Below are 12967 nucleotides of genomic sequence, written 5' to 3'. Positions count from 1 at the left end.
TTTATTGACTAATGTGGTCAGTGATTCTCACCATCAGAAAAGATTGCGGGCAAACATGAAGATATTGGTTTTGGGGGCAACCGGCGCAACCGGTCAGCTAATAGTCCGCGACGCCACGGCGAGCGGTCACTACGTCGTGGCGCTGGTTCGTGCCAAAGCGCGCGCTGATCTGCCGGGAGCCGAGGTGATCGAGGGCGATGTGCGCGACGAGGGGACCCTCGCGCGCGCGTTGGACGGCTGCGATGCCGTCGTCAGCGCGCTGGGCACCGGGATGGGCTTGCGCGAGGTCGACCTGCTGACCGTCGCGACCCGCGCCCTCGTCGCCGCGATGACCCGCACCGGCGTCCGCCGTCTAATCTGCATCTCCGCGCTCGGAGTCGGCGACAGTCGCGGCCACGGCGGCTTCGTCTTCGACCGGCTGTTCCAGCCGTTGCTGCTCGGCCCCGCCTACAAGGACAAGGACCGCCAGGAAGCCGCGATCCGCGCCAGTTCGCTCGACTGGGTTGTCGTCCGCCCCGCCATGCTCACCAACGACCCGCCGCGTGGCAGCGTCAGGGCCACCGCCGACCTCGCAGGCGTCAACGGCGGCAAGATAGCGCGCGCCGATGTCGCTCAGTTCGTGCTCGAGCAATTGACGACCGACACCTGGTTGCGGCGGACACCCGTCATCCTGTGATGGAGGGTGGTCGTAGATCACTTGTCGAGCCGAGCAATCGGCGGAGATCGGACAGGCCCATCTTCAGTCGCGCTTCCGCCGCCGCGCGGGCCAACAGCCGCTCGGCGTCGGGGGGTCAACCTACGTCGGGAGCAGACAACCGGTGAACGAACCCGTGTGAGAATAGCCAACTCACGCAGGTGCCGGTGACATGGTCACAGCCAACAGCGTGGAGCCAATGTGGGCCGTCCGTCTGGGGCCACTTGGCTGCGCACCCCGACACCGTGCAGATCCAGGTCGCCGGGCGCACCATCGCGGTCAGCGCCGAGCAGCTGCACGGCACCGCCCGCCAGCACGCCTGGCGCCACATCACCAGCGCGGCAGACCGTTTGGCGAAATACGAGCAGAAACCGACCGCGAGCTTCCCGTCATCCGGCTGCGCGCCCGACCCACCGCCGAGGAGACCCTAGAGCCGTCTCGGGGATAGACCATCAACGAGATGGCCGTGGGCTGATCAGCCCTGCGCCAGCTGGGCGACGGGCTGCCATTCCTCCCAGTTCTTGAGCCGGCTCTGGTAGTCGGCCTTGGCCGTTTCCAGCGGGGAAGCGCCGAAAAACACTCGCAGCGGCGGCTTTTCGGCGTCGACCACCTTGAGCAGGGCGGCTGCGGACGCCGACGGGTTGCCCGGGCTGGCCCACCGGCGGCTGCGCTCGGCCTGGACGGCGGCGCGAATGTCGTCATAGGCCGGCAGCGGATCGGCGTGCTTGGCCGAGTCGCCCGCCCAGTCGGTGTCGAAACCGCCCGGCTCGATCAGCGTGACGTGGACACCGAACGGTGCGACCTCCTGCGCCAGCGCCTGCGAGAAGCCCTCCAGCGCCCACTTGGATGCGTGGTACATGCCGACCAAGGGGAACGCGGTAATGCCTCCGATCGAGGACACCTGAATGATGTGGCCGCTGCCCTGCTCGCGCAGATACGGCAGCGCGGCCTGCGTGATCCACAGTGCCCCAAAGACATTGGTATCGATCTGATCGCGTGCGTCTTGTTCGGACAGCTCCTCGACGAACCCGAATTGGCCGTAGCCGGCGTTGTTCACCACGATGTCGAGCCGGCCGAAGTGGTCGTGCGCCTGCTTGACTGCCGCGAAGTCCGCCACCCGGTCGGTGACGTCCAGACGGATCGGCAGCAGCGCATCCCCGTACTTCTGCGCCAAGTCGTCCAGCGCGGCGGTGTTGCGTGCCGTGGCGGCCACCTTGTCGCCGCGCTCCAGTGCCGCGATCGTCCACGCCCGCCCAAAACCTCGCGATGTACCGGTGATAAACCAAACTTTTTCAGTCACGCCTTCCTGTAACGCCGATCGCGCCGCCGCATTCCCCGAACCGGTAGCGTCTCTCTGGTGAGTCGCGCGGAGTTGGACAAGGATCCCCGGGATGTCGCGTCGATGTTCGACGGCGTCGCCCGCCGGTATGACCTGACCAACACCGTGCTGTCGATGGGCCAGGACCGGTATTGGCGGAAGGCCACCCGCTCGGCGCTGGCCATTGGCGCGGGTCAGAAGGTGCTGGATCTCGCCGCGGGTACCGCGGTGTCCACCGTGGAGCTGAACAAGTCCGGGGCGTGGTGTGTGGCCGCCGATTTCTCGGTCGGCATGCTGGCGGCCGGTGCCGCCCGCGACGTTCCGAAGGTCGCCGGTGATGCCACCCGGCTGCCCTTCGGCGACGATGTATTCGATGCTGTGACAATCAGTTTCGGGCTGCGCAACGTGGTCGACACCCAGGCCGCGCTGCGCGAGATGGCCCGCGTCACGCGTCCCGGTGGCCGGTTGGTGGTGTGCGAGTTCTCCACACCCACCAATGGGCTGTTCGCCACCGTTTACAAGGAGTACCTGATGAGGGCTCTGCCGCGGGTGGCCCGGGCGGTGTCCAGCAATCCCGACGCGTACGTGTACCTCGCGGAGTCGATCAGGGCGTGGCCGGATCAGGCGGAGTTGGCGCAGCAGATCACCCAGGCCGGATGGTCGGGGGTGCGCTGGCGCAACCTGACCGGCGGGATCGTCGCCTTACACGCCGGGTGCAAGCCCCTGCGCTGAGAACGTTCTAGTGATTGCCGGCGGCCTGGACGACGCCGATTTGGTCCGGGCAGTAGTGGTCGACCGCTGCGCCGAGGAACTGCAACGACTGCCCCTCGGTGGTGCCGCGCGGCAGGTTGCGTTGAATGAAGGTCGCGGACTGGTGGGCGTCGTGGTCCACGCCGCGGCCCAATCGATCGCAGGTGATCTTGCCCAGCCACGCCAGCTGGTCCTGCGGCTGGTAGATGCCGAAGCCGTTGACGGTGTTCTTGAATGGGGCGTCGTAGTCGCTCGGGGGCGACGGTGTGCGCGGCGTCGGGTACGGCGCCGTCGGCGGCGGGTCGGCAAGTGCCGGCGCGGCAAGCGCGCCCAGCGTGATGGCAGCCGCAGCAGCGGCTCCGATAGTAGCCAGCCTCGTTCCCTTCATTAGCTGGACTATACACGGCCCGGTCGGGGTGTGCGGACGAAAGTCAATCGCAGATCGACGGCCTCGTACGACCACGGTCAGCGCGCCGACCAGCGGTGATGCGGGCACTCGGTCAGCTGAACGGCGTTCGGCGGTCGAGCAGCCGCGACAGCCGCCCACCGCCGCGCCAGGCGCGCGCCACCCAGTCCGCATCGTCGTCGGTCACCAGATTGGCCATCACCCGCACGGCGATGCTCATCAGCGTCGTCGAGCGCATCGCGATCGGTCCGGTCGACGGTAAAAACCGCTGGAACGTCAGCAGCAGCGCCAGCCTGCGCGCCACCGAGAAGCCGCGACCGTAGTGCTGCTGCAGCAGCGACGGCCACACCTGCGACAGGTCGCGGCAATCCAACAGCTCGGCGGCCAGTCGTCCGGTCTCGAGCCCGTAATCGATGCCTTCGCCGTTGAGCGGGTTCACGCAGGCCGCGGCGTCGCCGATCAGCATCCAGTTGGCGCCGGCCACCCCCGACACCGCGCCGCCCATCGGCAACAGTGCCGAGGCCACCGCCCGCGGCTGGCCGGAAAACCCCCACTCGTCGCGGCGCAGGTCGGTGTAGTAGTCGATCAGCGGCCGCAACGCCAGGTCGGCGGGCCGTTTCGACGTCGACAGTGCTCCGACGCCGATGTTCACCTCGCCGTTGCCGAGCGGGAAGATCCAGCCGTAGCCGGGCAACACCGCGCCGTCGGGGGAGCGCAGTTCCAGGTGCGACGTCAGCCAGGGGTCGTCGGCGCGCGCCGTGGTCAGATACCCGCGGGCTGCGACGCCGTACACCGTCTCCTGGTGCCAGCGACGGCCCAGTTTGCGGCCCAGCGGCGATCGGGCCCCGTCGGCCACGATCAACTGACGGCAGCTCACGTCGGTGCCGTCGGCCAATGTCACCGATGTCACCCGTCCTGATGAATCATGTTGCGCGGCAACAGCTTTGATGCCAAGCAGCATCCGCGCCCCGGAATCTTCGGCGACTTTGCGGATCCGGTCGTCCAACTCGAAGCGGGCCACCGCGCTGCCCGTCGACGGGAACGACGGCCCGGGCCAATCGACTTCCACCTCGCCGCCGAACCCGCTCATCCGCAATCCCCGATGCCGGATGCGGGTGTCCAGCCAGTCGCACAGTCCGAGGCGTTCCAGCTCGGCGACCGCGCGCGGGGTCAGCCCGTCGCCGCAGGCTTTGTCGCGGGGAAAGCTCGCCGAATCGACGACCAGTACGTCGTTGCCCGCACGGGCGGCCCAGGCCGCCGCCGCCGAACCGGCGGGTCCTGCGCCCACGACCACCACTTGGGCCTTGAGGGCTCGGGTCTCCACGCCACCAGTATGTTGGTCGCGTGAGGACTCCGGCGACGGTGGTGGCGGGCGTTGACTTCGGCGACGCCGCTTTCGCGGCGACCGTACGGGACGGTGTCGGACGGATCGAGCAGCTCATGGACACCGAACTGCGCAGCGCCGACGAGATCATGACCGAGTCGCTGACGCACCTGTTCAACGCGGGCGGCAAGCGGTTCCGGCCACTGTTCACCGTGCTGGCGGCGCAGATCGGGCCGAACCCGGACGCCGCGGAGGTGACCATCGCCGGCGCCGTCATCGAACTGGTGCACCTGGCCACGCTGTATCACGACGACGTGATGGACGAGGCGGAGGTTCGCCGGGGCACACCCACCGCCAACGTGCGCTGGGGCAACAACGTCGCGATCCTGGCCGGGGATTATTTGTTCGCCACGGCATCCCGGTTGGTCTCACGGCTGGGGCCCGAGGCGGTCCGGCTGATCGCCGAGACGTTCGCCCAATTGGTGACCGGCCAGATGCGCGAGACTCGCGGGTTCGTCGAGGGATCCGACCCGATCGAGCACTACCTGAAAGTGGTGTACGAGAAGACCGCGTGCCTGATCGCCGCGGCGGGCCGATTCGGTGCAATGTTCTCGGGTGCCGACGCCGATCAGGTCGAGCGGCTCAGTCGCCTGGGCGGCATCGTGGGCACCGCGTTTCAGATCTCCGACGACATCATCGACATCGACAGCGACTCCCACGAGTCCGGCAAGCTGCCCGGCACGGACGTGCGCGAAGGCGTGCACACCTTGCCGATGGTCTACGCGCTGCGCGAACCCGGGCCCGAGGCGGCGCGGCTGCGTGAGCTGCTGGTCGGGCCCATCGACGACGACGAGACGGTGGCCGAGGCGCTGGCGCTGTTGCGGGCATCGCCGGGCATGACCAAGGCCAAGCACTCGCTTCAGGACTACGCGCAGCAGGCCCGCCAAGAGCTGGCCGTGCTGCCGGATCTTCCCGGCCGGCACGCATTGCAGACACTGGTCGACTACACCATCAGCCGGCACGGCTAACGTCACCTCCGACAGCCCTGCGGAACCAACGGGGCCATCTGGTGCGTTCAATGTGCTGTAGTCGGCAATAACGCGCGCTCCCGAGTGTTCCGAGGAGGACACCGATGACCTGGCATCCGCATCACAACACGTTCAAGACGTTCGCGTTGTTGGTTGGCATGTCCGCGTTGATCGTGTTCGTCGGGTCGCTGTTCGGCAGGACCGCAATGTTCCTCGCGGTGCTGTTCGCCATCGGGATGAACGTCTACACGTACTTCAACAGCGACAAGCTGGCGCTGCGGGCCATGCACGCGCAGCCGGTCTCCGAGGTGCAGGCGCCGGCGATGTACCGGATCGTGCGCGAGCTGGCTACCGCAGCGCACCAGCCGATGCCCCGGCTGTACATCAGCGACACCAACGCGCCCAACGCGTTCGCGACCGGCCGTAACCCCCGCAACGCGGCGGTCTGCTGCACCACCGGCATCCTGGACATCCTCACCGAGCGCGAACTGCGTGCCGTACTGGGACACGAGCTTTCGCACGTCTACAACCGCGACATCCTGATCTCGTGCATCGCCGGCGCGCTGGCCTCGGTTATCACCGCACTGGCCAACATGGCTATTTTCGCCGGCATGTTCGGCGGTAACGACCGCGATGGCGAGAATCCCTTTGCGCTGCTGCTGGTTTCATTGCTGGGTCCGATCGCCGCGACGGTGGTGCGGTTGGCGGTGTCGCGGTCACGCGAGTACCAGGCAGACGAATCCGGCGCGGTGCTGACCGGTGACCCGCTGGCGTTGGCGTCGGCCCTGCGCAAGATATCCGGCGGGGTTCAGGCGGCCCCGCTGCCGCCGGAGCCCCAGCTGGCCAGCCAGGCGCACCTGATGATCGCCAACCCGTTTCGGTCGGGCGAGCGGATCGGTTCGTTGTTTTCGACGCATCCGCCGATCGAGGACCGTATCCGCCGGCTCGAGGAAATGGCCGGGCGGTAGGCCGAGACCGCAAGTACCATCGGGATTGGATGGTGATTGACGATGACTGAACCCAACTCGATGGATATTCACGAAGCCGGGCTGGCCTTGGATCTGCCCGACTTGATCTTCGAAACACGTGCCGGTGCAGGAATGAACCAGGCCCAGCTTGCCGAGGCGCTTGGCACCACCCACGCAGTCGTCGCCGCGTGGGAGGACGGGACCGAGGTGCCCCGTGTCGACGAGCTGCAGCGGTTGGCGCAGGTATGCGGCAAGCGGCTGCATATCCGCATCGACGTCGACTGACCGACCGGGCATTGCCGGGTCCGGCCAGCCGTCGAGCCGATTACGCTGCGGCCTCAGGCCTTTCGGCTTCGAGCAGCGGTTCGTGCGCATCGCGCCGACCCGTCTCGATCATGCCCTGAATGTGAACCTTCCCGCCCGTCGCCTCATGTTGTTGCTGCCAGTCGGTAATCGTTTGGTGGGCAGCGTGATCGAGGTAGTGGACCGCAATTGCCACCGTCGCCGTCGTCCCCCGCGGAACCGAGGCCAGCATCCGCGTCAGCCTCGGAAGGGCCAGGAATGTGCACGCCGCGCCCTCGATGCTCACCCGCCATTGGTCGTCCACCGAAGTGGCCTCGATCTTGGCCCGGATCACCCGCCATCCGGTTAGCGCGATGGCCAGTGCGAGCCCGATCATGACCCCGTGCAGCAAGTTGAGGAAGATGACGCAGACGGCCGTCACGACGTACACCGCCAGATCGCCGTGTTTCAGGGCGGTTTCGATGTGCGCCGGCTTCAGCAGCTGGACACCGATGACAATGAGCAGACCGGCCAGGGCGGCGGTGGGGATCTCTTCGACCAACCCGGCGAAGGGGATGGTGAACAGCAGGATCCAGACGCCGTGCATGATCGCCGAGGCGCGGGATTTGGCGCCCGCGTTGACGTTTGTTGAGCTACGGACGATCACGCCGGTCACCGGCAGTCCACCGACGGTGCCCGACACGATGTTGGCGGCACCCTGCCCCACCAACTCGCGGTTGAAATCGGTGCGTGGCCCGTTGTGCATCCGGTCGACCGACACCGCCGACAGCAGGCTTTCGACGCTGGCGATGAGCGCCACCGTGATCACCCCGATCGCGAACGCGCCCCAGTTGCCGTGGGGAAGATCGGGCAATTGCAGCGCATCCAGCGGTGACCCCTCGAGGTCGATCCGGCGCACGTGGAATCCGAAGACCACCGAAATCACCGTCACCGCCACTATGGCGACCAGGGGACCCGGAATGCGGCGCACTTTGGCGGGAACCCATCGCCAGCCCACCAGGATGACGATCACCAGTACCCCCAGGATCACCCCCGGCCGGTGCGCACCGATGATCTGGCCCGGGAGCCCGATGAGGTTGTGCCAGGCCGTGCTTTTGGATTTCCCGCCGAGCAACACGTGGGCCTGCTGCAGGGCGATCGTGATGCCGATGCCGGCCAGCATGGCGTGCACGACGACCGGTGAGATCGCAAGGGCGGCACGTGCGACGCGGCTGAGCCCCAGCAGAACCTGCACGACTCCGGCGGCGACGGTGATCAAGCACGTTATGCCCCAACCGAAATCGGAAATCAGGTCGGCGACAACCACCGTCAGTCCGGCCGCGGGACCACTGACCTGCAGCGGGGACCCACCCAACGAGCCGACGATGATTCCCCCGACGATCGCCGCGATCAGCCCGGCGAGCACCGGGGCGCCCGAAGCGATCGCGATCCCCAACGACAGGGGAAGCGCGACCAGGAAAACCACGAGTGAGGACGGCAAGTCGTGCCGGATCGCGTCGCGCAACCGATTGAGATGCCCGGCCCGGCTCTGGTCACGGGTCGTTTGACCCGACTGTTCAACGTTGTGCATCGGTCGCGTCCCTCGTTAGGTGTTAGCGGGGGATGTTCCGATATCCGCCCCATCGTGCGCTCATTACCTCTTCGTAACGCGCTGGCGTACAGACGATTACGATCGGGCCGACCCGCAGGATCGCGCCCGGAAACCACTGGCTGCCTGGATCGACGGTATTTTGCTGGCAAAGCGCCGGTCAAGCCGAGGGGCCATGCCCATAGAGAACGCAAAGATTTGAATTACCTGGTGTTAACCAGCCAGTTCAGAACCCGGAACCGTGCACCTCGTGGCCGGGGACCTCGGCGATCAGACCCCGATAAGCCTGCTCGACGGACGAGCCATGGTTGATCACGGCGTCGACTTCACGGGCGATCGGCATGGTGAGGCCGAATTCGTTGGCAAACTCCATGATCACGCTGGCGGCCTTGACGCCCTCGGCGACCTGGTTCATGGAGGCGATGATCTCGTCGATCGGCTTGCCCGCCCCCAGTTGTTCACCGACGTGACGGTTACGGCTGCGCTGGCTGGTACAGGTGACGATGAGGTCGCCCAGGCCGGCCAGGCCCGGGAAGGTATCGGGGTTGCCACCCAGGGCGACGCCCAGCTTGGTCATCTCGCGCAGCGCGCGGGCGATGACCAGTGCGCGGGTGTTCTCCCCGATGCCCAGCGAGTAGCCCATGCCGACCGAGATCGCGTAGACATTCTTCAGCGCCCCGGCCATTTCCACGCCGATGACGTCGTCGGTGGTGTACACGCGGAAGCGCCGGGTGCGGAACAGGCCCGACAGCCGGGTCGCCAGGTGCTGGTCGGGCATCGCCAGCACCGCCGCGGCGGCGTAGCCCTCGCCGACCTCGCGCGCGATGTTCGGTCCGGCCAGGATGCCCGCGGGGTGGCCGGGCAGCGTCTCCTCGATGATCTGCGACATCCGCATGTTGGTGCCCTGCTCGAGCCCCTTGACCAGCGACACCACCGGCACCCAGGGCCGCAGTTCCTTGGCCAGCTCGCTCAGGACCCCCCGAAAGCCGTGCGAGGGAACGCCCATCACGACGACGTCGGCGGAGTTCGCCGCCTCGGCGAAGTCGGTGGTGGCGCGCAGGGTGTCGCTGAGCACGACGTCGTTGCCGAGGTAACGACTGTTGCGGTGGTTGTCGTTGATGTCGGAGGCGGTCGCCTCGGAGCGCACCCACTGCAGCGTCGGCCCGCGGCGCGCGCAGATTGATGCCACGGTGGTACCCCAGGAACCGCCACCGAGGACAACGACTTTGGGTTCGCGCTTCTCAGATGCCATGGCGATCAGCGTATTGCCGACATCTCACATTTAGTAGCAGTTCACGAACACCCATGCGCGCGCTGCGACTACCCCGCCAGCGGCGCCCGGTCGTCGACCCGGCCGAACACCATGGCCTCTTCGATGCGGTCGAAGCGGTAGTCGAGGGCGTCGGCGAGATAGTTCTGCCGGACATTCCACGGCCGCCTGGTGCCGGACTTGGGCAGCGCATGCACCGAGCGCAGCACGTAGCCGGCGTTGATGTCCCACGACGGCTTCTCGGTCATCGGCTCGTTGCCGCGATGCGGGGCGGCGTGGGTGTAGCCGTGAGTGGCCATGTGTTCCATGAGTTTTGCCGTTGCCCGGGCGGTGATGTCGGCCCGCAGGGTCCACGACGCGTTGGTGTAGCCCACGCACCAGAACAGGTTCGGCACGTCTTCGAGCATGTGCGCTTTGTAGACGAAGCGGTCGCTGGTCTTGATCTCGTTGCCGTCCAGGCTGATCGCGGCCCCGCCCAGGGCCTGCAGCTGCAGTCCGGTGGCGGTGACGATGATGTCGGCCTCGAGGCGTGCACCGGATTTGAGCGCGATGCCGGTCGTGTCGAAATGATCGATGTGGTCGGTGACCACCTCGGCGCCCCCCGCGCTGATGGCGTTGTACAGATCGGCATCGGGGATCAGGCACATCCGCTGGTCCCACGGGTTGTAGCGCGGCTTGAAGTGGGTGTCGACGTCGTAGCCGGCGGGCAGGCTGTTGATCGCCTTGCGCCGCAACAGCCATCGCACCAACCCCGGCGCTTTGCGCGACAGCGCAAAGAACACCGCCTCGGTCAAGGCGCTGTACATGCGGACGACGAGGTGAGCTGGCTTGCGGGGCAACAGTTTTCGGGAGACGGCGGCGACCGTGCCGTACTTGGACGCCGAAATGAGATAGGTCGGCGAGCGCTGCAGCATGGTGACTTTGGCGGCGCGGTCCGACAGCGACGGCAGCAGCGTGACCGCGGTTGCCCCGCTGCCGATCACCACGACCTTCTTGCCGGTGTAGTCGAGGTCTTCCGGCCAGTGCTGCGGGTGCACCACGGTGCCCCTGAACTCGTCGATGCCCGGGAAGTCGGGCGTGTAGCCCTCGTCGTAGTTGTAGTAGCCGCTGGCGAAGAACAGGAAGCGGCAGCGGTATTGCTTGCGTGCCCCGTTCTGCTCGACGGTGACCGTCCAGGTGTCGGTGGCGGAGTCCCAGTCGGCCGAGCGGACGTAGCTGTTGAATCGGATGTGCCGATCGATACCGTACTTGCGCGCGGTGGCGGCCAGGTATTCGCGGATGTGCACGCCGTCGGCGACGCCCTCTTGACGGGTCCACGGCTCGAACGGGAAGGACAGCGTGAAGATGCTGCTGTCCGAGCGCACGCCGGGATAGCGGAACAAGTCCCACGTTCCGCCGATCTGCGCGCGCCGCTCCAAGACGGTGTATGTCAGGTGCGGATTGCGCTCGGTGATCCGGTAGGCCGCGTCGATGCCGGAGATGCCGGCACCGACGATGATCACGTCGCAGTACCCGGCCTCGGTCGCACCGCTGTCGGCGGCTTCCTGGGGAGTCACGGTCATCGTGAACCTCGCTCAAATTGTGGGACTCGTCACCAGCGTAAAGACCCACCGGTTGGTCGGGCTAGTAACCGGCGAATCCGGGTCGCAACGCGCAGATTGCGCCGGTTAGCGGTAGTTGACGAACTGCAGCGCCACGTCCAGGTCGGCCTGCTTGAGCAGGGCTTGGACGGCTTGCAGATCGTCACGCTTTTTGCTGGTGACCCGAATTTCCTCGCCCTGGATCTGGGTTTTGACGGTCTTGGGGCCGTCGTCGCGGATCAGCTTGGTGATCTTTTTGGCGTTTTCGCTGCTGATGCCCTGTTTGAGAGTGCCGCTGATCTTGTAGGTCTTGCCAGACGCCTGCGGTTCGCCGGCGTCGAAGGCCTTCATCGAGATGTCCCGCCGGATCAGCTTCTCTTTGAAGACGTCGACCGCCGCCTTGACGCGTTCCTCGGTGGACGACGTCAGCTCGATAGCCTCGTCGCCTTTCCAGGCGATTGTGGTGTCGGTGCCGCGGAAGTCGAAGCGGGTGGCCAGCTCCTTGGCGGCCTGGTTGAGCGCGTTGTCGACCTCCTGGCGATCCACTTTGCTGACGATGTCGAACGATGAGTCCGCCATGCAATCCGTCCCTTCACTCGGTGATAGGCGTTTGTGCTTTGTCTACTCGCTCGTTGTAACCTGTCTGGCGGCAGGTTGCCCGAGCGGCCAATGGGAGCGGACTGTAAATCCGTCGCGAAAGCTTCACAGGTTCGAATCCTGTACCTGCCACCAAAGTTTTTTGTCGGTCAGGCGACGTGTTTTGGGTTCCGTCGAGGGTCCGCATCCTCGCCGCATCCTATTGCCTGACGGTGGCCGGCCCGCCGGGCAGGGGAGCGACCGACAACGCGACCGCGCGGACGTTCGCGATCTGCTGAGGGTGAGCCGCAACCAGGGCCAGGCTGGGCGGCGGCCGGATTTTTCGCCTGAAGCGCTCGGAGTAGGGCCTGGCACGTCAGGTCAGGTCGACTCGCCAGGTTGCGTGATGCCGTACGAGACTGGCTCATTCAAGCTCGCGCCATTGCCGCCTCCGTCAATTTCAGGGGAACCATGGCCGAAGCGCTGCCGATGCTCACCGCTGACCTAGAGGGTTACGCCGATAACGGCACAGACGAAGAACGTTCGGCGCCCCCAGAGACTGAAAATGCAATGCAAGCCAACGAAATCAGGAACCTGCGCACCGAGACCGAGAAAGCCAGGGCCGCTGCGCTGGAAGGATTTGAGGCGCCTTCCGGCCGATCCGGCCCCCGGGATATCTACTCGGCTGCGTTTGGCATCCTGGCATCGCCGGGTAGTTCTGCCAACTGTCGGCCTGTGCACGACCGGCACACGGACACCGATGTCCGAAGCCTGGTCTAAATGTACGAATGTCAAACAAACCGTCTGAAACCCATTCGGCCGCAATCCTTCCCGCCAGGCGTTTTCGCGCGTAGCGTTGTATCTACGTGGGAAAGGTGGATGCCCATGAGCGTCACATCAGACATAGCCAAAGCCACCGGGCTGTTCCACCAAGGCGTCGACCTGATGGATTCCGCCAGCAGTGTGGGTGACCTCGTGATTGCACGAACCATGTTGCAGGACGCTATGTTTGAACTACTAGACGTGAAAGTTGTTCTTCCATCTAGTGATCCGATGGCGGCGCGGCTGGATGAAACGGTGCGGCGCGGGAACGTCTACCTCGATGGCCTCGACGTTTTCATCTCTGAAGCGACGGGCTGAGCCTTTCGACACGATCTGACCG

The 12967-nt window shown here is 66.0% G+C and carries 15 protein-coding genes and 1 tRNA gene; 9 read left to right on the top strand and 7 right to left on the bottom strand.

Annotated features, from left to right (window positions below):
• Positions 1-70: 70 nt before the first annotated feature.
• The gene (locus A5782_RS17850; RefSeq protein ID WP_197694262.1) at positions 71-676 is read left to right on the top strand and encodes an NAD(P)-dependent oxidoreductase; all 606 of its coding nucleotides are present in this window, start codon (positions 71-73) and stop codon (positions 674-676) included.
• A gap of 242 nt (positions 677-918) precedes the next feature.
• A complete protein-coding gene (locus A5782_RS17845) occupies positions 919-1125 on the top strand; it encodes a hypothetical protein (protein WP_067102969.1) in 207 nt (68 codons plus the stop codon).
• A gap of 44 nt (positions 1126-1169) precedes the next feature.
• On the opposite strand, the gene A5782_RS17840 is transcribed toward A5782_RS17845, so the two are convergent.
• Complete coding sequence (locus A5782_RS17840; RefSeq protein WP_067102968.1) at positions 1170-1994, bottom strand: SDR family oxidoreductase; 825 nt, start codon at positions 1992-1994, stop codon at positions 1170-1172.
• A gap of 57 nt (positions 1995-2051) precedes the next feature.
• Between A5782_RS17840 and A5782_RS17835 the strand changes: the two genes are divergently transcribed.
• Positions 2052-2744, top strand: a complete 693-nt coding sequence (locus tag A5782_RS17835) for a demethylmenaquinone methyltransferase (protein ID WP_067102966.1) — start codon at positions 2052-2054, stop codon at positions 2742-2744.
• A 7-nt stretch (positions 2745-2751) separates the two neighbouring features.
• Here the strand turns inward: A5782_RS17835 and A5782_RS17830 are convergent, their stop codons facing one another.
• Positions 2752-3150: a DUF732 domain-containing protein gene (locus tag A5782_RS17830; protein WP_067102963.1), complete on the bottom strand. Its 399-nt coding sequence runs from the start codon at positions 3148-3150 to the stop codon at positions 2752-2754.
• 112 nt (positions 3151-3262) lie between these two features.
• Positions 3263-4492, bottom strand: coding sequence for a menaquinone reductase (gene menJ / locus A5782_RS17825; protein WP_067102961.1), 1230 nt, complete (start codon positions 4490-4492; stop codon positions 3263-3265).
• A gap of 20 nt (positions 4493-4512) precedes the next feature.
• Between menJ and grcC1 the strand changes: the two genes are divergently transcribed.
• From grcC1 to A5782_RS17810, 3 genes are all read left to right on the top strand, one after another.
• Complete coding sequence (gene grcC1, locus A5782_RS17820) at positions 4513-5520, top strand: nonaprenyl/(2E,6E)-farnesyl/geranylgeranyl diphosphat synthase (protein ID WP_067102959.1); 1008 nt, start codon at positions 4513-4515, stop codon at positions 5518-5520.
• A 104-nt stretch (positions 5521-5624) separates the two neighbouring features.
• A complete protein-coding gene (gene htpX, locus A5782_RS17815; RefSeq protein WP_067102957.1) occupies positions 5625-6488 on the top strand; it encodes a zinc metalloprotease HtpX in 864 nt (287 codons plus the stop codon).
• Positions 6489-6530: 42 nt separating this feature from the next.
• Complete coding sequence (locus tag A5782_RS17810) at positions 6531-6773, top strand: helix-turn-helix transcriptional regulator (RefSeq protein WP_067102955.1); 243 nt, start codon at positions 6531-6533, stop codon at positions 6771-6773.
• Between the two features lie 40 nt (positions 6774-6813).
• On the opposite strand, the gene A5782_RS17805 is transcribed toward A5782_RS17810, so the two are convergent.
• From A5782_RS17805 to A5782_RS17790, 4 genes are all read right to left on the bottom strand, one after another.
• Positions 6814-8361: a SulP family inorganic anion transporter gene (locus A5782_RS17805; protein ID WP_067102953.1), complete on the bottom strand. Its 1548-nt coding sequence runs from the start codon at positions 8359-8361 to the stop codon at positions 6814-6816.
• 244 nt (positions 8362-8605) lie between these two features.
• Positions 8606-9631 (bottom strand): NAD(P)H-dependent glycerol-3-phosphate dehydrogenase, encoded by a 1026-nt coding sequence (locus tag A5782_RS17800; protein WP_067102951.1) that lies wholly within the window; start codon positions 9629-9631, stop codon positions 8606-8608.
• Positions 9632-9699: 68 nt separating this feature from the next.
• Positions 9700-11211, bottom strand: a complete 1512-nt coding sequence (locus A5782_RS17795) for an NAD(P)/FAD-dependent oxidoreductase (RefSeq protein WP_067102949.1) — start codon at positions 11209-11211, stop codon at positions 9700-9702.
• A gap of 105 nt (positions 11212-11316) precedes the next feature.
• Positions 11317-11808: a YajQ family cyclic di-GMP-binding protein gene (locus A5782_RS17790; RefSeq protein ID WP_067102947.1), complete on the bottom strand. Its 492-nt coding sequence runs from the start codon at positions 11806-11808 to the stop codon at positions 11317-11319.
• Positions 11809-11877: 69 nt separating this feature from the next.
• Between A5782_RS17790 and A5782_RS17785 the strand changes: the two genes are divergently transcribed.
• From A5782_RS17785 to A5782_RS17775, 3 genes are all read left to right on the top strand, one after another.
• A tRNA-Tyr gene (locus tag A5782_RS17785) sits at positions 11878-11961 on the top strand.
• A gap of 243 nt (positions 11962-12204) precedes the next feature.
• Positions 12205-12585 carry a hypothetical protein gene (locus tag A5782_RS17780; protein WP_156624006.1) on the top strand — a complete coding sequence of 127 codons (381 nt, stop codon included), beginning with the start codon at positions 12205-12207 and terminating at the stop codon, positions 12583-12585.
• Between the two features lie 105 nt (positions 12586-12690).
• Positions 12691-12945, top strand: coding sequence for a hypothetical protein (locus A5782_RS17775; protein WP_156624005.1), 255 nt, complete (start codon positions 12691-12693; stop codon positions 12943-12945).
• Positions 12946-12967: the final 22 nt, after the last annotated feature.

Origin of the sequence: Mycobacterium sp. 852002-40037_SCH5390672 (genome assembly GCF_001665875.1) — a bacterium.
Taxonomy (GTDB): Bacteria; Actinomycetota; Actinomycetes; order Mycobacteriales; family Mycobacteriaceae; genus Mycobacterium.
This window is presented reverse-complemented; position numbering and strand designations above follow the sequence as displayed.